22 protein-coding genes are annotated in these 20,592 nt (G+C 72.0%); 11 read left to right on the plus strand and 11 right to left on the minus strand.

The features are described from left to right. Positions 1 to 5 precede the first annotated feature (5 nt). Positions 6 to 182 carry a DUF6104 family protein gene (locus tag ASC64_RS22530; protein ID WP_191195116.1) on the plus strand — a complete coding sequence of 59 codons (177 nt, stop codon included), beginning with the start codon at positions 6 to 8 and terminating at the stop codon, positions 180 to 182. Positions 183 to 191: 9 nt separating this feature from the next. Here ASC64_RS22530 and ASC64_RS13645 read toward each other — a convergent pair whose 3' ends face one another. Together ASC64_RS13645 and ASC64_RS13650 are read right to left on the minus strand one after the other, a co-directional pair. Then, positions 192 to 1,286, minus strand: a complete 1,095-nt coding sequence (locus tag ASC64_RS13645) for a fatty acid desaturase family protein (protein WP_056908088.1) — start codon at positions 1,284 to 1,286, stop codon at positions 192 to 194. Between the two features lie 14 nt (positions 1,287 to 1,300). After that, a complete protein-coding gene (locus ASC64_RS13650) occupies positions 1,301 to 2,404 on the minus strand; it encodes a flavin reductase family protein (protein WP_056908089.1) in 1,104 nt (367 codons plus the stop codon). 171 nt (positions 2,405 to 2,575) lie between these two features. Here ASC64_RS13650 and ASC64_RS13655 point away from each other — a divergent pair, with 171 nt between their 5' ends. Then, positions 2,576 to 3,229, plus strand: coding sequence for a TetR family transcriptional regulator (locus ASC64_RS13655; protein WP_056908090.1), 654 nt, complete (start codon positions 2,576 to 2,578; stop codon positions 3,227 to 3,229). A 4-nt stretch (positions 3,230 to 3,233) separates the two neighbouring features. Continuing rightward, complete coding sequence (locus ASC64_RS13660; RefSeq protein ID WP_056908091.1) at positions 3,234 to 3,749, plus strand: nitroreductase family deazaflavin-dependent oxidoreductase; 516 nt, start codon at positions 3,234 to 3,236, stop codon at positions 3,747 to 3,749. On the opposite strand, the gene ASC64_RS13665 is transcribed toward ASC64_RS13660, so the two are convergent. Next, the gene (locus tag ASC64_RS13665; protein WP_056908092.1) at positions 3,750 to 4,445 is read right to left on the minus strand and encodes an SDR family oxidoreductase; all 696 of its coding nucleotides are present in this window, start codon (positions 4,443 to 4,445) and stop codon (positions 3,750 to 3,752) included. It abuts the gene before it with no gap. Continuing rightward, entirely contained in the window at positions 4,442 to 5,410 is a 969-nt protein-coding gene (locus ASC64_RS13670) for a zinc-binding dehydrogenase (protein WP_056908093.1), read from the minus strand. The genes ASC64_RS13665 and ASC64_RS13670 overlap by 4 nt, the downstream gene beginning before the upstream one ends. A 70-nt stretch (positions 5,411 to 5,480) precedes the next feature. Here ASC64_RS13670 and ASC64_RS13675 point away from each other — a divergent pair, with 70 nt between their 5' ends. After that, complete coding sequence (locus tag ASC64_RS13675) at positions 5,481 to 6,722, plus strand: GNAT family N-acetyltransferase (RefSeq protein ID WP_056908094.1); 1,242 nt, start codon at positions 5,481 to 5,483, stop codon at positions 6,720 to 6,722. 29 nt (positions 6,723 to 6,751) lie between these two features. Here ASC64_RS13675 and ASC64_RS13680 read toward each other — a convergent pair whose 3' ends face one another. The 5 genes from ASC64_RS13680 to ASC64_RS13700 form a co-directional block, all read right to left on the minus strand. Then, on the minus strand, positions 6,752 to 7,597 hold the full coding sequence (locus tag ASC64_RS13680; RefSeq protein ID WP_056908095.1) for an SDR family NAD(P)-dependent oxidoreductase: 846 nt from the start codon (positions 7,595 to 7,597) through the stop codon (positions 6,752 to 6,754). After that, positions 7,594 to 9,741: a dehydrogenase gene (locus ASC64_RS13685; protein WP_056908096.1), complete on the minus strand. Its 2,148-nt coding sequence runs from the start codon at positions 9,739 to 9,741 to the stop codon at positions 7,594 to 7,596. The genes ASC64_RS13680 and ASC64_RS13685 overlap by 4 nt, the downstream gene beginning before the upstream one ends. 27 nt (positions 9,742 to 9,768) lie before the next feature. Further along, positions 9,769 to 11,235 (minus strand): WS/DGAT domain-containing protein, encoded by a 1,467-nt coding sequence (locus ASC64_RS13690; protein ID WP_156385194.1) that lies wholly within the window; start codon positions 11,233 to 11,235, stop codon positions 9,769 to 9,771. Positions 11,236 to 11,370: 135 nt separating this feature from the next. Next, the gene (locus ASC64_RS13695) at positions 11,371 to 12,546 is read right to left on the minus strand and encodes an NAD(P)-dependent malic enzyme (protein ID WP_082550478.1); all 1,176 of its coding nucleotides are present in this window, start codon (positions 12,544 to 12,546) and stop codon (positions 11,371 to 11,373) included. A 20-nt stretch (positions 12,547 to 12,566) separates the two neighbouring features. Beyond that, positions 12,567 to 12,947, minus strand: coding sequence for a S24/S26 family peptidase (locus ASC64_RS13700; RefSeq protein WP_268788243.1), 381 nt, complete (start codon positions 12,945 to 12,947; stop codon positions 12,567 to 12,569). A gap of 21 nt (positions 12,948 to 12,968) precedes the next feature. Between ASC64_RS13700 and sodN the strand changes: the two genes are divergently transcribed. The 4 genes from sodN (at position 12,969) to ASC64_RS13720 (ending at position 15,603) form a co-directional block, all read left to right on the plus strand. After that, entirely contained in the window at positions 12,969 to 13,427 is a 459-nt protein-coding gene (gene sodN / locus ASC64_RS13705; protein ID WP_248809658.1) for a superoxide dismutase, Ni, read from the plus strand. Positions 13,428 to 13,630: 203 nt separating this feature from the next. Next, complete coding sequence (locus tag ASC64_RS13710; RefSeq protein ID WP_056908099.1) at positions 13,631 to 14,284, plus strand: GNAT family N-acetyltransferase; 654 nt, start codon at positions 13,631 to 13,633, stop codon at positions 14,282 to 14,284. Between the two features lie 70 nt (positions 14,285 to 14,354). Beyond that, positions 14,355 to 14,768 carry a hypothetical protein gene (locus ASC64_RS13715; protein ID WP_056908100.1) on the plus strand — a complete coding sequence of 138 codons (414 nt, stop codon included), beginning with the start codon at positions 14,355 to 14,357 and terminating at the stop codon, positions 14,766 to 14,768. Position 14,769: 1 nt separating this feature from the next. Continuing rightward, entirely contained in the window at positions 14,770 to 15,603 is an 834-nt protein-coding gene (locus tag ASC64_RS13720; RefSeq protein ID WP_056908101.1) for an RNA polymerase sigma factor SigF, read from the plus strand. A gap of 11 nt (positions 15,604 to 15,614) precedes the next feature. Here ASC64_RS13720 and ASC64_RS13725 read toward each other — a convergent pair whose 3' ends face one another. After that, a complete protein-coding gene (locus ASC64_RS13725; protein ID WP_156385195.1) occupies positions 15,615 to 15,965 on the minus strand; it encodes a hypothetical protein in 351 nt (116 codons plus the stop codon). Between the two features lie 245 nt (positions 15,966 to 16,210). On the opposite strand from ASC64_RS13725, the gene ASC64_RS13730 reads away from it, so the two are divergent. After that, complete coding sequence (locus ASC64_RS13730) at positions 16,211 to 16,462, plus strand: WhiB family transcriptional regulator (protein ID WP_056601527.1); 252 nt, start codon at positions 16,211 to 16,213, stop codon at positions 16,460 to 16,462. Between the two features lie 32 nt (positions 16,463 to 16,494). On the opposite strand, the gene ASC64_RS13735 is transcribed toward ASC64_RS13730, so the two are convergent. Continuing rightward, entirely contained in the window at positions 16,495 to 17,973 is a 1,479-nt protein-coding gene (locus tag ASC64_RS13735; RefSeq protein ID WP_056908103.1) for a sensor histidine kinase, read from the minus strand. A 68-nt stretch (positions 17,974 to 18,041) separates the two neighbouring features. Here ASC64_RS13735 and ASC64_RS13740 point away from each other — a divergent pair, with 68 nt between their 5' ends. Both ASC64_RS13740 and ASC64_RS13745 read left to right on the plus strand, forming a co-directional pair. After that, on the plus strand, positions 18,042 to 18,896 hold the full coding sequence (locus ASC64_RS13740; RefSeq protein ID WP_056908104.1) for a DUF2785 domain-containing protein: 855 nt from the start codon (positions 18,042 to 18,044) through the stop codon (positions 18,894 to 18,896). A gap of 10 nt (positions 18,897 to 18,906) precedes the next feature. Continuing rightward, the gene (locus ASC64_RS13745; RefSeq protein ID WP_056908105.1) at positions 18,907 to 20,586 is read left to right on the plus strand and encodes an acetolactate synthase; all 1,680 of its coding nucleotides are present in this window, start codon (positions 18,907 to 18,909) and stop codon (positions 20,584 to 20,586) included. The last annotated feature ends 6 nt before the right edge of the window (positions 20,587 to 20,592 follow it).

Genomic DNA, 20,592 nt, shown 5'->3' on the forward strand with positions numbered 1-20,592 from the left:
AACCGGTGTACTTCACCGATCGCGGGATCGAGGAGCTCGAGCGGCGCCGGGGTGACGAGGAGGTCACCCTGGCGTGGCTCGCCGAGCAGCTGCAGGCCTTCGTCGACGCCCACCCCGACTTCGAGGTGCCCGTCGAGCGGCTCGCCACCTGGCTCGCCCGCCTCGACGACCCGGAGGACTGAGGGCCCGCCTCAGGCGGCCAGAGGGCGTGCGGCGGCGGGTTCCGGCGTGGACGTACGGCCGGGCAGCGCGAGGCGGCAGATCTTCTTCGCCACGCTCCACAGCTGCGTGCGCAGCGGACCGGTCGTGTACGCCATGCCGTACCGCTCGCAGATCTCGCGCACCTCGGGCGCGATCTCCGGGTAGCGCCGGGCCGGCAGGTCCGGGAACAAGTGGTGCTCGATCTGGTGGCTGAGGTTGCCGGACATGATGTGGAACAGCCGCCCACCGGCGATGTTGGCCGAGCCGAGCACCTGCCGGTGGTACCAGTGGCCGCGGGACTCGTCCTCGCACTCCTCCTGGCTGAACGTCTCGGCGCCGGCCGGGAAGTGGCCGCAGAAGATGATGTTGAACGCCCACACGTTGCGCACCAGGTTGGCCGTCGCGTTGCCGAGGAACGTCAGCGGGAACAGCGGCCCGGTGAGGGCGGGGAACAGCACGTAGTCCTTGAGCGCCTGCCGCCGCACCTTGCGCATGATCCCGGCGTGGAGGGCCTTGTTGTCCTGCATCGAACGGGTCCCCTTGACGATGTTCTCGATCTCGAGGTCGTGCATCGCGACGCCCCACTCGAAGAAGACCATCAGCAGCAAGGCGTAGACCGGGTTGCCGAGGTAGTAGGGGTGCCACTCCTGGTCCTCGTCCATGCGGAGGATGCCGTAGCCGATGTCGCGGTCCTTGCCGAGAATGTTGGTGAAGGTGTGGTGGATGTAGTTGTGGGAGTACTTCCACTGCTCGCTCGGGCACACGTTGTCCCACTCGTAGACGCGTGAGCTCAGGTGCGGGTCGCCCATCCAGTCGTACTGGCCGTGCATCACGTTGTGGCCGATCTCCATGTTCTCCAGGATCTTGGAGACCGACAGCGCAGCGACCGCGAGCGGCCAGGCCGGCGGGAGGTAGTACAGCGCGCGGCCGAGCACCTCCATCTGCTGCTGGCGCTTGACGATGCCGCGGATGTAGGCCGCGTCGTCCTCGCCGAGGTCGGCCAGGATCCGCTGGCGGAGGTCGTCCATCTCCTTGCCGAACGCCTCGAGCTGGTCAGGGGTGAGCCTCTGGTGCGTGGTGGTCATGGTGGGTCCTTTCGTCACAGGTCGACGACGCAGTCGCCGACCGGGGCGGAGACGCAGATCTGGATGTCCTCGTCGGGGAGCGAGGACTCGACGCCGGAGAGCACGTTGCGGACGGTGCCCTCGGCCTTGCGCGTGGTGCAGGAGAAGCAGATGCCCATGCGGCACCCGAACTCGGGCGTGAGGCCGAGCGCCTCGGCCTGCTCGAGGATCGGTGCGCCGCTGTTGGCGACCTGAAGGTCGCTGGCGGCGAGCACGAGGTCGCCCTCGGCACTGATCCCCCCGCTGGTCGGGCCTGTCGAGACTGGCGGCTTGAAGAGCTCGAGCCGCAGCCGCGGGCTGCCGGCGTACGCCGCGCGCACCAGGTCGATCATCCCGGCGGGGCCGCACGCCCAGGTGTCGGTGTCGCGGAAGCGCGGGACGAGCCGGCGCAGCTCGAGCTCGTTGAAGACGGCGTCGCCGTGGCGCAGGTGGACGGTGACGTCGTTGTCGTCGGCCGCGATCCGGGCGAGCTCGTCGGCGTAGATCTGGTCCTCCGGCGAGCGGGCGTGGTGCAGGAACGTGACGGGCCGCCCGGCACGGCCGGAGTACCCGTCACGGAGCAGGGTCCGCACCATCGACATCGCGGGCGTGATGCCCGAGCCTCCCGTGATGAAGAGCAGCGGATCGATGCCCGGGGTCGCCGGACTGATCGGCAGCGTGAAGTCGCCTTGCGCCTGGGAGAGGTGCAGCACCCGTCCCGGCTCGGCGTCGACGAGACGCCTGCTCACCTGGCCCTCCGCGTGGGAGCGGACGGTCAGGGTGATCTGCTCCCCGGGACGCGAGGCGGCCGAGGAGATCGAGAAGCACCGCGTCATCCGACGGGCGGCGCCCGGCACGTCGAGGCCCACCTGGACGTACTGCCCGGCGCGGTGGCCGCGCCAGGTGGCGGTGGGCTGGAGGGTGAGGGTGGCGACGGGAGCGCCGGGCGTGCTGGTCTCGCGGCGTACGTCGACGACGCGGGCGCGCACCTCGTGCGCGGCCCACATCGGGTTGATGCGGGAGAGATAGTGGTCGACGCTGTGCGGCGCGGCGAGGGCAGCCGCCGTGCGCGAACGCACGATCCGGTCGAGGACGATCATCCTGACCTCCGTTCCATCGAGTGAACGCCTGTGCACTCAACTATCCCCCGCGTCCGAACGGGCGTCAACCGCTCGACGGGTGATGCGGGGCACTTCGGTGAACGGTCGTGCACCCTCGTGCGAAGGCGCGTGCAGGTCGGTTCGGGGGTCCGCGTGATCTAGGCTCGACGCATGCCCCCGTCGTCCGCCGAGCCCGAGGACGGCGAGTCGCGCGCCGAGCGCAAGGAACGCACCCGCCGGGCGATCCTCGATGCCGCGCTCGCGCTCGCGGCGGACTCGAACCTGGCGGCGATCTCGCTGCGGCAGGTCGCCAAGCAGGTCGGCGTGGTGCCCACCGCGTTCTACCGCCACTTCGGCTCCCTCGAGCTCCTGGGCCTGGCGCTGGTCGACGAGAGCTTCCGCTCCCTCCGCCTGATGCTCATGGACGTGTGGCGCCATGCCCCGGAGTACCGCGACTTCATCGACGGCTCGCTGCCGATCGTGGCGGAGCACGTGCGGGAGAACCGGTCCCACTACGCCTTCATCGCCCGCGAGCGGACCGCCGGTCCCCCACGCGTCCGCGAGGCGATCAGCCACGAGATCGAGCTGATCACCCGCGAGCTGGCCACCGACATCGCCCGCAGCGGCGCGGCCCAGCAGTACTCCAGCGCCGACATCGGCCTGCTGGCCGACCTCATCGTGTCGTTCGTGGTGACGATAACCGAACGGCTCGTGGAGGACCCCGACTCCGAGGCCCGCACGTTGGCGCAGGCCCGCACCCAGCTGCGGATGCTGCTGGTCGGCGCCCTCAACTGGCGCTCGCGCGAGCCCGCGGCAGGGGCGTGACGCGGTGGGACTCGCGGACGACCTCGGCTACTCGCACTCCTCGGCCAACCCGCTCCACCGGCTCGTCCGGTGGGCCGCCGGCACCCGCCCCGGCGGCTGGGCGTTCTCACGCGTGCTGCGCCACCTCGACGACACCGTCGGCAGGCTCAGCAAGGGCCGGCAGAGCGCACCCGGCCTGCTCGCCGGCCTGGCAGTGCTCGACGTCACGACGACCGGCCGCAAGTCCGGCAAGCCACGCACCAGCCACCTCATCGCGACGCCGTACGCCGGCACGCTCGCGCTGCTCGGCACCAACTTCGGGCAGGCCGCCACCCCGGCGTGGGCGCTGAACCTGGAGGCCGACCCGCGCGCCGTGGTGACCTACCGCAACACCTCGCGCGAGGTCACCGCCCGTCCTGCGACGCCGGCTGAGGCGGAGGAGATCTTCGCCCTGGCCGGGGAAATCTACCCCGGCTACCTCAGCTACCGGCAGCGCATCGGGCAGAGCCGGAGGATCCGCGCCTTCGTGCTCGAGGCCTGATCAGGTGCCGGTTCGCGGCACCACGGGGCGGACGGTCACGTCGGGGATCGTCGCGTCGACGGGCAGGTCGACGACGTGCACGATCGTGTCGACCACCGTCTCCGCGCTGATCCACCGCGAGGAGTCATAGGTCCGACCCTCCTGCTCGTGCACCTTCTCCTGCATCGGCGTCGCGGTGCGGCTCGGGTAGACCGTGCTCACCCGCACCCCGTGCTCGACCTCCTCGGCGCGCAACGCGTCGGCGAAGGCGCGCAGGCCGAACTTCGAGGCGGCGTACGCCGACCACTCGGCGCTCGCGGACAGCCCGGCCGAGGAGTTCACGAAGACGACCGTGCCGCGGCTCGCCCGCAGGCGCGGGAGGAGCTCGCGGGTCAGCACGGCCGGGGCGGTGAGGTTGACGGTGATCTGCTCCTCCCACTCGGCCAGCCGCAGCCGGTCCACCCTCGCGAGGTCGACGACGCCGGCGACGTGCAGCAGGGTGTCGACCGGTCCGTCCACCTGGCGCCCGAGCCCGTTGAGGGTGCCGGGCTCCGCGAGGTCCGCGACCAGGACCTCCGCCTGCGGGAACGTTCCGCCCAGCTCGGCCGCGCGGGCCTCGCTGCGGGCGAGGAGGACGAGGTCGTCGCCGCGGCCGGCGAGCCGGTGCGCGAGGGCGAGCCCGATGCCCGAGCCGGCACCGGTCAGGACGTGCCTCACCGGGTGAACACGATCTTGCCGAAGACCTCGCCCCCGGCCATCGAGGCGAAGCCGTCACGGGCCTGCTCCATCGGGAGCGTGTGGTCGATCAGCGGCTTCGTGCCCGTGGCGTCGAGGAACTTCACGAGCTGGTCCAGCTCCTGGCGGGTGCCCATCGTCGAGCCGATGATCGAGAGTTGCAGGAAGAAGACCCGGGTGAGACCGGCATCGTCGACGTCGGGGCCCGAGGTCGTCCCGCTGATCACGATGCGCCCGCCCGGTCGCAGCGAGCGGATCGAGTGGCTCCACGTCGCCTTGCCGACCGTCTCCATGACCGCGTCGACCTTGACCGGCAGCCGGGCGCCCGACTCGAACACCTCGTGGGCCCCCAGCTCGACGGCCCGGGTGCGCTTGGCCTCGTCGCGGCTGGTGGCCAGCATCGTCAGGCCCGCCGCGCGGCCGAGCACGATCAGCGCCGTGGCGACACCGCCACCGGCACCCTGCACCAGCACCGTCTCCCCCGGCTTGCAGGCGCCCTGGACGAAGAGCATCCGGTAGGCGGTCAGCCAGGCGGTGGGGAGGCAGGCAGCCTCCTCGAACGACAGCGAGGCCGGCTTGGGCACGAGGTTGCGGCGCGGCACGACGACCTGGTCGGCGAACGTGCCCTGGTGACGCTCGGACAGCAGCGACCGGCCCGGATCGTCGGCCTCGTCACCGGTCCACGCCGGGTCGCCGATGACGCCGTGCACGACGACCTCGTTGCCGTCCTCGTCGAGGCCCGCGGCGTCGCACCCGAGGATCATCGGCAGCGCCTCCTGGCGCAGGCCCACGCCGCGCAGCGACCAGAGGTCGTGGTGGTTGAGGCTGGCGGCCTTCACGGTCACCGTCGCCCACCCGTCAGGGGCCTCCGGGGCGGGGCGCTCCCCCACCACCAGGCCGCTCAGCGGGTCGTCGGAGGAGAAGGACTCGGCATAGACGGCGAACATCCTCCGACCCTAGCGAGGGATCGGCCTTAACCGGTTGCAGGTCCTCCTCCCGGGACGATTGGCTGGTCGGGTGAGCATCGACGTACGACCCTCCCCGGACGCCGCGACCTACCTCGCCACCGACCAGCTCGTGTGGTTCGGCGAGGTCACCGAGGCCGACGCCGAGCACCTCCGCCTCGGCCTGCCGGAGGACCAGCGCTTCGTGGTCGACCTCCCCGACGGCCCGGACGACCTGCACAGCGGCATCTACGGCGTCCGGCCGATGGAGCTGGTGCTCCCCGGCGGCGACCTGGTGCCGATCGCGGGCCTGACGTGGGTCGGCGTACATCCCGACGCGCGACGCCGGGGGGTGCTCACCGCGATGATCACCGACCACCTCGCGCGCACGCACGACGCCGGCGTGGCGATCTCGGCCCTCCACGCCAGCGAGGCCTCCATCTACGGCCGGTTCGGCTACGGCCTGGCCGTGCTCACCCACCAGGTCGACCTGGGTCGCGGCACCACCTTCACCGCGCCCCACCTCGAGGACGAGATCGCCGGCATCACCACGCACCTCGTGACGATGGCCGCGCCGGGCGTGCCCGAGCGGATGCGTGCGTGCCAGCTGGCTGTGGCGGGCGACTTCCCCGGCACGATCATCGGGACCGCCGACTTCTTCGCACTGCTCGCGCGCGAGACGCCCGAGGAGCTGCGCGACAAGGAGCCGCGGCGCGTCCTCTTCGCCCGCCGCGACGGCGAGGACGTCGGCTTCGTGGGGCTGCGCCGCTCCCACAAGTGGGACAACGCACGTCCCTCCGGCACCGTCACCGTCGGCTCATTCTGCGGTGGCCCCGCTGCGCGCCTGGCCCTCGCCCGACGCGTCGTCGACCTCGACCTGATGGGCAGCACGAAGCTGGAGAACCTCGGCGCCGACGACCCGCTGCTCGCCTGGGTCGGCGGCCCCCGCGGCACCGGTGACCTCAAGACCTGGGACAGCACCTGGATCCGCCTCGTCGACCTCGAGGCTGCCTGGGCACTGCGCGGCTATGAGGACGACTGCGACGTGGTGGTCGAGGTCGAGGACCGCCACGCCCCCTGGAACGCCGGCCGCTGGCGTCTCACCGCATCGTCCGGGTCGGGCTCGGCCTCCCGGACCGACGCCCCCGCCGACGTCACGCTCGACGTGGCAGTGCTCGGCGCGGGCTACCTCGGCCGCCCGGTCGCCGGGCTCCTGCGCGCCGGCCTGGTCGCCGAGCACCGGCCCGGGGCGTACGCCGAGCTCGCCCGCGCCCTGCGCACCTCCCTGGCCCCGGAGCCGTCGATCGGCTTCTGAGCCGCCACCGGAACGCGGCCCTGTCTCCCCTACCGGCTCGAGCGGCCCGTGAAGTCGTCCATCGTGTGGTAGATCCCGAGCACCTTGTCGGCGACGAAGTCGCGCACGCCGATGGGCAGCAGGCCCTTGGCGACCTCACTGATCAGCACGGTGCGGGGCAGCACGAGCATCGGCTGCCCCTTCAGCATCGCCGCCCACGTCTGGTCCACGACGTCCTCCGGCTCGAGGAGTGGCAGCAGTGGGGCCGAGCGGGCACCGTCGAACATCCCGGTCCTGACGTAGTAGGGGCACACGGTCGTGACCTTCACCCGCCGGTGGCCCGCCTGCTCGAGCTCGAGCCGGACCGAGTCCGACCACCCGACGACCGCCCACTTGGAGCCGGCGTACGCCGCCATCCGCGGGTTGGCGGTCAGGCCGGCGGCCGACGCGATGTTGACCAGCCGGCACTGCCGGCCGCTCTGGATCATCCCGGGCAGGAACGCGCGCGCCATCAGCATCGGGGCCAGGGCGTTGACCTCGAGGGTGAGCTGGGCGTCGGCGACGGGGTCGGTCTCCCAGAAGTACCCGTTGCCGCGCACGATGCCCGCGTTGTTGACGAGCACCGTCACGGTGCCGACGCCGTCCGCGATCCGCTTCGCCGCGGCGCTGACCTGGTCGGGGTCGCGCACGTCGACGGTCTCGGTGACGACCACCGTGTCCGATCCCTCGGGCACGCCGTCACGCAGCTCATCGGCGGCCTGGGCGAGGGCCTCGGCGTTGACGTCGACCAGCACGACGGCCGCCGCGCCCTCGCGGACCGCGCGTTCGGCGAAGAGCCGGCCCATGCCCATCGCGGCGCCGGTGACGAGCACCGTTGCTCCTGACACGTCCTTCATGACTGTCCTCCCTGACTGGTGGCGAGTGCGGTGGGGTGGGTGCCCGGCTGTCGGGCGGCGCCGGCGGCGAGCGCCAGGCGGCGCACGCGGTCGAAGTCCTCGTCGGTGTACACGCCGTTCACGCCGGAGATGGTGGCGAGCCGCATGCCGTGCGTGAGACCGAGGCGGTAGATCTCCTTGACCTTGGTCCACTCGATGTTGCGCCCGACCGTGAAGGTCTCGTAGCGCCCCTCGAGCGCCAGCACGATCGTCTCGGCCAGGCAGGCGTAGACGACGCCCGGGGGGAGCCCGATGTCGCGCATCCGCACGCGCTCTCCCGGCAGCTCGATCTCACCGGACTCGATGACCAGCACGTCGGGCCGCCTGGCGACGTCCTCGGCCGAGAGGTCCAGCGGCCGGGCGACGTCGGTGACGACGCAGCCCGGCTTGAGTGCCATCACGTCGAGCACCTTCTGCCCGGCGGCGGAGGTGGCGGTGACGATCATGTCCATCTCCGGCAGCGCCTCGTCGGGTCGGGCCGCGACGAACACCCGGGCCCGCGGGTCCTCCGCCTCGATCTCGGCCTTGAGGGCGAGCAGCTTGGCGGACTCGGGCGAGACCAGCCACAGCTCGTCGCTGGCCAGCGCGAGCAACCGCGCGCAGACAGATCCGATCGCGCCGGTGGCGCCGACGACCATGGTCTTGCCGCGCAGGCGGCCCGACTCGTCGACCTCCGCGATGCCGAGCCGCTTGATCGCCTCGTGAGCCGCCCACAGCGCGCCCGACGCGCTGTAGCTGTTGCCGGTCGTCACCGGCAGGGGCGCACGCCTGGCGACGGTGACCCCGGCGTCACCGACCACCTTGGTGAACGCGCCCAGCCCCATGATCTGCGCGCCCAGCTTGCGGGCGATGTCGGCAGCCTCCAGCAGACGTGAGTAGGTGAACTCCGGACTGTGCGCCAGCATCTCCCGGGGCGTCCCGCCGACGGTGATGAGCCACCCCTCGGCCTCGGCGCCGGTGGGTGACCGGATGCCGGTGACGTGGCTGTAGACGAACGGCGGGAAGTAGGCCGCGGCCTTCTCGACCACCGAGGTCATCCCCGGGAGCTGCGTGATCGCGTCGAGCGGCTGCACGTTGTGGAAGTACTGCGTCGACAGCGGGTGGATGACGAACGCGAAGCGGCTCTTGCGCCGCGGCCCGTTGGGCAGCAGCGACCGGGGCTCGAGACCCGCGTCCTGGATGGCCCGGAGCATGGCGTCTGCGTCGAGTGGACGCACGTCCCCGGCGGCTCCGGCCCCGCGCAGCATCATCATCGCCTCGAGCACGGCCGCCACGACGGTCACGTGCTCGAAGGGCTGCGGCGTCGTGTCGATGACCCGGTCGACGCCACGGCTGCCGAGCTCGGCCAGGCGCGCGGGCGAGATCGCGGACGAGACGACGGTCTTGCCCGCCAGGTCCTCGAGCCCGAAACCGGTGAGCTCGTCGTACGACGCCACCACCACGTCGCAGTCGCGGGCGGCGCGCCGCGCGAGACCGTGGGCGACCCACTCCGCCGGGGCGACCAGTCCGCGCCGAAGACGACCGGGGACCAGGCGCAGTGGCAGGCTCGCCGCGTCGACGGCAAGCCCCAGCGCGGCGGCGCCGGCCCGCAGGGCGAGGTTGTCGAGGCGGCCGACGGGGTCTGCGTGCTCGACGTTGGGGGTGAACTCCGAGAGCACCCTGGCCGTGCGGAGGTGGTAGCCGTTGCCCAGGACGAGGGTGCGGGCGTTGGTGAAGTAGCCCGGCAGCTCCGCCTGGACGCTGCGGATCGCCCACTCCTGCAGGACGTCGGTGAGCAGCTCGCCGTCGGTGGCCGGCACCTCACCGCATGCCGCGCGGATCGCCTCGACCTCGTCGTCGTCGCCGGAGAAGAGACCGACCGCCCGCGCCTCCCGCACCCCGGAGATCGCGAACGCCGAGGTCCGCCCGCGCCACTGCTCGACCACCGACACGGCCGCCGCGACGTCGCCCGAGGTGCCGCGCCGCACCAGGCGGAAGGTCCGGCCCAGCAGCGTCACGGGGACGTCGTAGTCGAGCTCCGGTCCGGCCAGGCTCACGTTGAGCACCACGAGCCTCCGGCGGGCTCGCCGGGGAGCGGATCGGTCGGCGGCGGATCGATGGGTCATGGCGGTCCTCGGTGGTGGGCGGCGCCGCTACATCGCGGCGTACTCCTGCTCGATGAGCTCGGCGATGCGGTCGGGGTCGGGCACCAGCCCGGCGTCACCGGCGACGCCGATGGTGACCTCGCCGCCGTAGCTGAAGATCGAGATCCCGAGGGGCTGGTGGCCCGACATCGGCACCCAGCCGAGGGTGCCGGCGACCGGCACCCCGGCAAAGGTGACCTGCTCCCGCGGACCCGGCACGTTGGTGAGCACCCCGACGCCCTTGTTGGCGAAGAGGTCGGTGAGGCGTACGGCGAGCGCCCGCGGCGACTCGGCGATCATCCACTGCACGCCGAAGGTGATGACCGGCTCGACGCTGTGCTTGATGCGGAGCATCCGCTCCTTCATCGCGGACACCGCCTCGCCGGTGCTGCCGAGGCCCAGCGGCATCGGGAGGAAGACGAGGGAGAAGTGGTTGCCCAGGTCCTCGGGCAGGTCGGCGTCGAAGGGCACCAGCGACACGGGCACGAGCCACGCGATCTCGTCGACGAGCGCGTCCTTCTCGTCGAGGTAGCGGGTCAGCGCGAGGGACACGACAGCGAGCAGCACGTCGTTGACGGTGCCATCGGTGGCCCGGCCGATCTCCCGGACCCGGGCCAGGTCGATGCCACGCACCCACGAGACGACCTTCTCGACGCCGGGCGTGCCGGACCATGCCGTGTGGGTGCTGGGTGGTGCCGTGAGGATCCGGCTGACCTCGGCGATGGTGTTGACCGACTGGTTCTCGCGCGAGGTGATGCCCTCCACCGCGTCGATGACCCGGAGGGGGTGCAGGGCCAGGCCGAGGCCTTCCCGGACCAGCCTCGGGCTGAGCGTGGCAGCGACCCGCAGCGGGACCTTGAGCGCACCCAGGAGGAGGTCGCCCGCGTCACCCGCGCTGCGCCGCGCGAGCGCCGCGCCGGTGGCGAGCAGGCCGGCGCTGTGGTGCGCGCGGCCCACCGACACGGGCACCACGGCACTGCCGTCGACCGGGTCGCACAGGCTGAACATGAGCTGCACCAGCCGGATCCCGTCAGCGAGCGCGTGGTGGAAGCGGGTGAACATCACCGTGGCGTAGCCGTCGATGCCGGTGACGAGGTCGATCGTCCACAGCGGCCGCTCGCGGTCGAGCTGCACGGCGAACTGCTCCCCGATCCAGGTCCGGAGGTCCTCCTCATCGCCCTCGAGCCCGACGACGCGCACGTGGTTGCCGAGGTCGAAGTCGGGGTCGTCCTCCCAGTACCACTCCCCGTCGTGCTCCACCGCGCGCCGACGGAAGACGGGGTGGCGCGCGATCAAGCGCTCCTCGAGCACGCGTCGCACGGCGTCGATCCCCACCGGCTCGTCGAACCACATCAGGGAGCGGACGTGCATCAGGTTGTTCGGGCGGTCCATGTGGAGCCACGTCTGGTCCGATGGCGGGACCGGCTTGCGGACGCGCTCCTCGTCGGGCCTCCGCGCGGAGGTCGTAGTGCTCACACCTCGAACCTAGGCCCGGCGCGAGGTCCCGGCAGCCGTCCAAGTTCCCCACCTGACGGGACCATTGGCCCGTGCCGAGAGGGTCCGGGCAGGTGGCGACGACCTGGGAGGTGTCTCGACCTTCCGGCCGTCCGGTCAGCGGCGCGCGACCCCGTCGCGGCGCGCGGCCTCGGCGACCGCCGTACGCACGGCACCCGGGACGCGGGGGTCGAACGGCGAGGGGATCACCAGGTCCTCGCTCAGGTCGTCGCCGACGAGCTCGGCGAGCGCCGTGGCAGCGGCGACCTTCATGCCCTCGGTGATCGCCGTGGCGTGCACGTCGAAGGCACCACGGAAGATGCCGGGGAAGGCGAGCACGTTGTTGATCTGGTTGGGGAAGTCCGAGCGGCCGGTCGCCACCACGCGGGCGTACTTGTGGGCGAGGTCGGGGTGGACCTCGGGCGTCGGGTTGGCCAGGCCGAAGATGATCGCGTCGTCGGCCATCGAGGCGACGATCTCCTCGGGCACCTGGCCGCCGGAGACGCCGATGTAGACGTCCGCGCCCGCCATCACGTCGGCGAGGCTGCCGCGGCGACCGAACCGGTCCGCGGTGTCGCGCGCGAGGGCGGCCTTGACCGCCGTGAGGTCGGAGCGCTCGGAGTTGAGCACGCCCTGCCGGTCGAGGACGGCGACGTCGCGCACCCCCGCCTCGAGCAGGATCCGGGCGACGGCCACGCCAGCGGCACCAGCGCCCTGCACGACCACCCGCACGGTCGAGGCGTCACGCCCGGTCAGGCGCAGCGCGTTGGTCAGCGCGGCGAGCGCGACCACGGCGGTCCCGTGCTGGTCGTCGTGGAAGACGGGGATGTCGAGGCGCTCCTTGAGCCTGGCCTCGATCTCGAAGCAGCGCGGGGCGGAGATGTCCTCGAGGTTGATGCCACCGAAGCTCGGCGCGAGGCGCACGACCGTCTCGATGATCTCCTCGACATCGGTGGTGTCGAGGCAGATCGGCACGGCGTCGACGCCGCCGAACTGCTTGAAGAGCACCGCCTTGCCCTCCATCACCGGCATCGCGGCGGCGGGACCGATGTCGCCCAGGCCGAGCACCGCGGTGCCGTCGGTGACGACGGCGACGGTGTTGGGGACCCACGTGTAGTGCTGGGTCAGGGACGGGTCGGCGGCGATGGCCTCGCACACGCGCGCCACGCCGGGGGTGTAGGCGAGAGAGAGCTCGTCGGGGCCGTTCAGGGCGACCGTCGAGACGATCTCCATCTTGCCGCCGACGTGCAGGTCGAACACGGGGTCGCCTGAGTGTGGGTGCAGCGGTGCCATGCCCGGGATCCTCGCACAGCTCAGCGGGGCAGGAGCCGCCGTCCCACGCGTGGTGAAGGCCACAGCCGGAGGCGTACGACAGCCAGCACCGCGTCCTCGGCCACGGGCCCGCGGTGCCGCGAGTCGACGCCCTCGTCGGGGTTGTCGCTGAGCAGCCACCATCCCACCGCGCCGGACCGCGTACGCCGCTGCTCCCCCGCCCGCTTGACCGTCAGCGTGCCGTCGGCGAACCGGGCCACGACCAGGTCGCCGGGCCGGGGCGAGGCGCCGTAGCTGACCACCAGCAGGTCGCCCTCGCGCAGTGTCGGGAGCATCGACCGCCCCCGGACGACCGCGGTCCCGTAGGGAGCCCCGGTGCGGCCACCCCTCGGGGCGAGACCCCGCTGCCGACGCCGTTGCACGCGGAGTAGTGTCCCATTCAGATGCCCACTCGCGACGGCACCGTCACGACGGCACTGTCCCCGATCGAGAGGAACCTGATGCTTCGCCACCTGCTTGCCCCGACCGTCGAGGTCTCCGCCCACTGCGACCTGCCCTGCGGCGTCTACGACCCCGCCCAGGCGCGCATCGAGGCCGAGTCCATCAAGGCGATCATCGCCAAGGTCGCCGACAACGACGACCCCGACTTCCGCACCCGCGCGATCCTGATCAAGGAGCAGCGCTCGGAGCTGGTCAAGCACCACCTGTGGGTGCTGTGGACCGACTACTTCAAGCCCCCGCACTTCGAGAAGTACCCCCAGCTGCACACGCTGGTCAACGAGGCCACCAAGCTGGCCGGTGCGAGCGGCACGAAGGGCGAGCTCGACGCGGCCAAGGCCGACGAGCTGCTCGCCAAGATCGACGAGATCGCCGAGATCTTCTGGGAGACGAAGAAGGCCTGAGCAGACACCGCGCAGCGGGGGCTGCTCAGGCCTTCTTCTGAGCAGCTTGCTGCTTCGTGCCTGAACCTCAAGCTCAGTCCTTCTTCGAGCAGCTCTCCGGGCCCGGTCGCCACCGCGTGTGGCGACCGGGCCCGTGTCCATTTCCACCCGGCCCCACGGCCCGTCCTGCTTGAATCCTCACGTCGCCCACCGGGAGGAAGCGGATGATCGAGCAGGTCCAGCTGCCTGACGGCACGGACGCCTTCGTGCTTCCGCTGCTGCGCACGGACCGGGCGACGCTGGCCGCCGAGTTCGAGACGCTGGCGCCGGAGTCGCGCCGGCGGCGCTTCCTCGCTCCGGTCATGCACCTGAACGACGCGATGCTGCAGCACCTCGTGGACGACGTCGACGGCGTCGAGCACGTGGCGCTCGTGCTGTGCGTCGAGACGTCCCCCGACGTCTACGACCCGGTCGCGCTGGCGCGGATGGTGCGCTACGCCGACGTGCCCGACGCCGCCGACCTCGCGGTCACGGTGAAGGACGAGTGGCACGGCCGCGGCGTCGCCACCGTGCTTCTCGAGGTCCTCATGCGGCACCGGCCGGTCGGCGTGGACCGCATCGTCACCGAGGTCCTCAAGGACAACCCCGCCTCCCTGCGGATGCTGCGCCGACTGGGTCCGACTACGGTCGAGGACCAGGAGCAGGGCGCCTACGGCGTGGTCGTCGAGCTGCCCCCGACGGGCACCTCGGGCCCGGCCGCACCGGCACCGGCACGCGTGCCCGACGTCGTACGCCGCCCAGCTTCCCCCCTGCTGAGCGACCCGGTCCACCGGCACGCACTGCGCACCCGCGACCAGGTCTGCCCCTGGTTCGGGTGACGACTTCGTGCCCGGTGCGATGGCCTAGGGTGGGCGAGCACACACTCGGAGGACGGAGACGTTGACGCAGATGGCAGATCATCACGGGGGCCGCGCCGACGTCGAGCTCCGCCTTCCCGCGGAGGGTGCCTACGCCACGGTGGTCCGCACCACGGCTGCCGGTCTCGCCGCCCGACTCGACTTCACGATCGACGACATCGAGGACCTGCGCATCGCCATCGGCGAGGCGACCGCCCTCGCGATCCCGCAGGCCGACCCCGGCACCGACCTGGTCGCCTGCTTCTTCTTCGGCCCGGGCACGCTGACGGTCACGCTGGAGACCGAGGCCATGGACGACCCGGAGCTCGACACCGAGAGCTTCGCCTGGCAGGTGCTGGACACGATGGCGCAGGACGCTGCGGCGGGATCGGAGGACGGACGCTTCCGCGTCCGCTTCACGGTGACGTCGCAGGTCGCTGCGGGACGGACAGGTGCCGAGCGCTGACATGAGCGCACACACGGGGGAAGAGGCGGCGGGGGCCGCCGAGGACCGCGCGCCCGACGAGGTCGGGCCCGGCGGGATCGAGCACGTACGCTTGCGCAGCGCCGAGCTGTTCGCAGTGCTGCGCGACGACGAGGCGAGCGAGGCCCGGCGGGCGACGGCGCGCGACGACCTGGTGCACCTGCACCTGTCGCTGGTCGAGCACTGCGCTCGCCGCTTCCGCAACCGGGGAGAGCCCTTCGAGGACCTGGTCCAGGTCGGCACGATCGGCCTGATCAAGGCGGTGGACCGCTTCGAGACCGATCGCGGCGTCGAGTTCTCGACCTATGCCACGCCGACGGTCATCGGTGAGATCAAGCGGCACTTTCGCGACAAGGGCTGGGCGATCCGGGTGCCGCGACGCCTCCAGGAGCTGCGGATGCAGATCGGCGGCGCGACCGGCGAGCTCACCCAGAAGCTGGGCCGCTCCCCCACCCCGCGCGAGCTCGCCGAGGTCATCGGCTGCACGGTGGAGGAGATCATGGAAGGCATCGAGTCCAGCCACGCCTACGCCACGCTGTCGCTCGACGCCTCCGACGACTCCGACGACGGCCCGCCGGCGATGCTGGCCACGCTCGGGGTCGAGGACAGCAACATCGAGCACGTGGAGATCCGTGAGTCGATCAAGCCGCTGCTCGAGGGCCTCGGCGAGCGGGAGAAGCGGATCCTGCTGCTGCGGTTCTTCAAGAACATGACGCAGTCGCAGATCGCCGAGGAGATCGGCGTCTCGCAGATGCACGTCTCGCGCCTGCTGACCCGCACCCTCGCGCAGCTGCGCACCTCGCTCGAGCAGGACTGACCCGCACCGGGCTAGGCGCGGGCGTCCTCCTCGAGGACCTCGGTGCTGGCCGGGTGCACGAGCCCGGCGATGACCACCAGCCCCACCACGGCGAGCCCGACCGACAGCGGCTTGGTCGAGCCACCCCACAGGTTCCAGGCCAGGCCGAGCTGGATCAGCTGGGCCATCACCACCGGTCCCCGCGCCCAGCGGCGAGCGCGCCACAGCGACCACGCGCACCAGGCCAGGGCGAGGGCTGCGGCGAGGAAGAACGCCGTGGTGGTCAGGCCCATCGTCAGCCGGATCGAGCTCAGGTTGGCCAGCTCGAGCACGCCCAGGCCCGCGAGCACGAAGGCCTCGACCCCGGTGAGCGAGGCCGCCACCACGAGCGGGGGCGGGGCGGCGGGGGCTGGACCAGGGGCTGAACCGGGGGCTGGACCTGGGGTGGTAACGGGCACGGCGCAATTTTAGTTGTGACGGACACGACCACCCCAGGGGGTTGTGTGAACGTTCAAGTCTTGCGAGTCTTGTCGCTGCCCACGTCGGTAGTACTGCGTGGCGCCCGGGCCAGCTGAGACGTCCGACAACAGCAACTGCCTGTGATTGAGAAAGAGGGATCCCCCACCCCATGGATTGGCGCAGCCGCTCAGCATGCCTTGACGAGGACCCCGAGCTGTTCTTCCCAATCGGCAACACCGGACCCGCGATCCTCCAGATCGAGGAGGCCAAGCAGGTGTGCCGACGCTGCGAGGTGCGCGAGCAGTGCCTTGCCTGGGCCCTCGAGGCCGGACAGGACCACGGCGTGTGGGGTGGCCTCAGCGAGGACGAGCGGCGGGCGCTGAAGCGTCGCAACGCCCGGGCCCGCATCCGCACCGCCTGAGCGGACACGCGCCGTCAGTCGGGGCGGTCGGCTCAGTCGACCGGCAGGTCGGCCTGGACGCGGGTCCCCCGCACCCCGGGGCCGATCTCGAGCACGCCGCCGAGCTCGGACTCGACGAGCGTGCGCACGATCGAGAGGCCGAGCTGCGTCGAGCTGTCGAGGTCGAAGCCCTCGGGCAGCCCGCGGCCGTCGTCCTCCACGACGACGTGCAGCCGACCCACGATGCGGCGCGCGGTGACCACCACCCGTCCGACCCGGCCCTCCGAGCCGGGCGGCAGGTCGGCGTAGCCGTGCTCGACGGCGTTCTGCAGCACCTCGGTGAGCACCATCGCCAGGGGCGTGGCCGCCTCGGAGGGCAGCTTGCCGAAGGATCCCTCGCGCACGACGCGGACGGGCACCTCCACCCCGCTGACGTCGACCACCATCGAGCCGAGCCGATCCGCGATCTCGTCGAAGTCGACGGTCTCCTCGACCGCGTGGCTGAGCGTCTCGTGGACGATCGCGATCGACCCGACGCGGCGCACCGCCTCCTCTAGCGCGGCCTTGGCGTCCTCGGCCTTCGTACGACGCGCCTGCAGGCGCAGCAGGGCCGCGACCGTCTGGAGGTTGTTCTTCACCCGGTGGTGGATCTCGCGGATCGTGACGTCCTTGGTGACCAGCTCCCGGTCACGGCGGCGCAGCTCGCTGACGTCGCGCACCAGCAGCAGCGCGCCGCTGCGGTCGCCCTGCGGTCGCAGCGGGATGCTGCGCACGATGAGGGTCACGTCGTCGGTGCCCACTTCGGTCGCCCGTCCGTCCCGTCCCCCGAGGACCGCGCTCAGCGTCTCCTCGTCGGGGCGCCTGCGGGCGGGGACCAGGTCCCGGGTCAGGTCGGCGAGCACCAGCCCGGCCAGGTCGCCCTGGAGGCCGAGCCGGCGGTAGGCCGACAGTCCGTTGGGACTGGCGTAGACGACCTTCCCGGCGGGGTCGAGGCGGACGAAGCCGTCGCCGACCCGCGGCGAGTCGGCGTGGTCCCCGCGCTGCCCGGGGAGCGGGAAGTAGCCGTTGGCGATCATCTGGGTCAGCTCGGCGGCGGTCTGCAGGTAGCTGAGCTCGAGGCGGCTGGGCGTGCGGATGCCGAGGAGGTTGGTGTTGCGAGCGATGGTGGCGATGACCCGGCCGGCGCGGCGGACGGGGATGACCTCCACCCGCACCGGCACGGCGTCGCGCCACTCGGGATCGCCCTCGCGCACCAGACGGCCGGAGCCGAACGCCTCGTCGAGCATCCGGCGGCGTCCCGCGGGGATGAACGTGCCGAGCACGTCGTCCACCAGCGCGGTGGGACCGGTGGTGGGCCGCATCTGTCCCCCCGCCCAGTAGCCGCGGCCCTCCCGGTCAGGCAGCCAGAGCACCAGGTCGGCGAAGGAGAGGTCGGCCAGGATCTGCCAGTCCGCCATCAGCAGCTGGAGCCACGCCACGTCGTCCTCGACGAGGTCGGTGTGGGCTCGCACGAGCTCGTGGAGGGACGGCACCCGGCAAGCGTAGGGGTAGCCGTGGACCGGGCTGGGGGTGTGTCGGCAGCGGCTGGCAGGATGGGGGCATGTCGCTCGGGTACTGGAACCAGGTGCAAGCAGCCGGGTTCGAGGTCCCCTCGGACCGGCCCCTCGACGACCTGACGGCCGAGCTGACCACGATGCTGGGCTCGACCCGGCCCGAGGTGCGTGACGGCACCGCCTTCCCCGCGCTGGCGACCTGGATCGACCGCGGCGTCTACGACGACCTCCTCCTCGGCCTCGGCGACGGCATGGTCACCGGCCTCTCCGTCGGCCTGGGTGAGGACGGCACGGACTCGGTCTTCCGTCGCAGCTTCAGCGTGCTGATCCTCGCCTGCTGCATCGAGCGCGACAACGAGCATCACCTGCTGCCGGGGTCGAAGATCCTGGAGTGGGGCGACCGGGTGGCCACCTGGTTCCTCACCGAGCGCGACACCCGCGGCTTCGTCGTCGGCAAGGGCTGGGCGCACACCATCGCCCACGGCGCCGACGCGCTCGGGGCGCTCGGGGAGTCACCGCACATCGCCGGCGCCGAGCACGCCGTGCTGCTCGACGTGATCGCCGAGCGGCTCCTGGAGCAGCCCACCGACGCACCGCTCGCTGCCGGCGAGCCCGACCGGCTCGCGACGGCCGTCATGCAGATCCTGCGGCGCAACACCCTGGGCACCGACGTGCTCGAGCCGTGGATCCACCGCATCGGAGCGGCCGGCAACCCTTTCGGCGGCCCGGTCGACCACGACCCCTATGCCGCCACGGCCGCCCCCCAGGCCTTCCTGCGCGCCCTGTTCCTCCAGCTCTCGCTCGCTGCGCGCCCGCCGACGGTGCGGCCCGACCTGCTGCTGGTCGTGATCGACGCCCTCCGCATGACGAACACCCCTTACCTGCGAGTAGGCACCGACTAGCCTCTGCTCCATGAGCGAGCGAAGCGAGATCTCCGGCCACAGCGGCGAGCTGGCCGTCCACGTCGCCCGGGCCCACGGCGTCGAGACCATGTTCACCCTGTCGGGGGCGCACGTGTTCCCGATGTACGACGGCGCCGTGCGGATCAACCAGGATGGCCAGGAGCCGCAGATGCGGCTGCTCGACGTACGCCACGAGCAGACGGCCGCGTTCGCCGCCGAGGCGACGGGCAAGCTGACCCGCGTGCCCGGCCTCGCCGTGCTCACCGCCGGGCCGGGCGTCACGAACGGCATCAGCGCCATCGCGCAGGCGCAGTTCGCCGGGTCGCCGATGGTCGTCGTCGGCGGTCGCGCCCCGCAGAACCGCTGGGGCAGCGGATCGCTGCAGGAGCTCGACCAGCCCCCGATCATCGCGCCGGTCGCGAAGTCGGCGAAGACCCTCATGACGGCCGCCGAGGTGGCGCCCGGGATGGACGAGGCGTTCACCCTGGCCCGGTCCAGCCACCGCGGCCCGGTGTTCGTCGACGTGCCGATGGACGAGTTCTTCAACTCCTCGACCGGCGCCGCCGGCACCGGCGAGGGCGTCCGTATCGAGCCCGACGCCGACGCGATCGCGGCCGTGGCCCGCCTGCTGGCCGCGGCGAGCCGCCCGGTGCTGATCCTCGGCACCGACGTCTGGGCCGACCACGCCGAGGCCGCGGCCCGGCGCTTCGTCGAGGACCTCGGCATCCCGACCCTCACCAACGGCATGGGCCGCGGCGTCATCCCCGGCGGGCACCGCTCGCTGGTGACGAAGGCCCGCGGCGCCGCGCTCTCGGGTGCCGACCTGGTGGTCGTCGTCGGCACCCCGCTGGACTTCCGCCTCGGCTACGGCGTCTTCGGCGGCCCCGACAAGAACCCCGAGGGTGCGTTCGCCCGCGTGGTGCACATCGCCGACTCCCCCGGCCAGGTGTCGGGCCACGCAGAGCTGGCGGCCTCGGTCTCCGGCGACCTCACCACCGTCCTCGACGGGCTGCAGGCCGCGATCGAGCGCGGCAGCAAGCCGGACTGGTCGACCTGGGCCGACCAGCTCGCCGACCAGGTGCGCGCGGCCGTCGAGCGCGACGCCCAGCTGCTGACCGCCGAGGCCGACCCGATCCACCCGGCCCGCATCTACGGCGAGCTGGTGCCGCGGCTGGCCGACGACTCGGTCGTGATCGGCGACGGAGGCGACTTCGTCTCCTTCGCCGGCAAGTACGTCGAGCCGCAGCGGCCCGGCGGCTGGCTCGACCCCGGGCCCTACGGGTGCCTCGGCGCCGGTCTCGGCGCCGCCATCGCCGCGCGGATCGCGCGGCCGAGCGCCCAGGTGACGCTGCTGCTCGGCGACGGCGCGGCCGGCTTCTCGCTGATGGACGTCGACACGCTCGTGCGCCACGACCTGCCGGTCGTGATGTTGATGGGCAACAACTCCGCCTGGGGCCTGGAGAAGGGGCCGATGCAGATGCTCTACGGCTACGACGTCGCTGCCGACCTCGCTCAGCGCACGCCGTACGACGACGTGGTCAAGGCGCTCGGGGGCGCCGGCGAGACGGTGACCGACCCGAAGGACATCGGCCCGGCGCTCGACCGTGCCTACGCCGCGGGCGTCCCCTACCTGGTCAACGTGATCACCGACGTCGAGGCGGCCTACCCGCGCAGCACGTTCGGCATCTGAACGACG

This window comes from Nocardioides sp. Root122, assembly GCF_001425025.1.
GTDB lineage: Bacteria > Actinomycetota > Actinomycetes > Propionibacteriales > Nocardioidaceae > Nocardioides.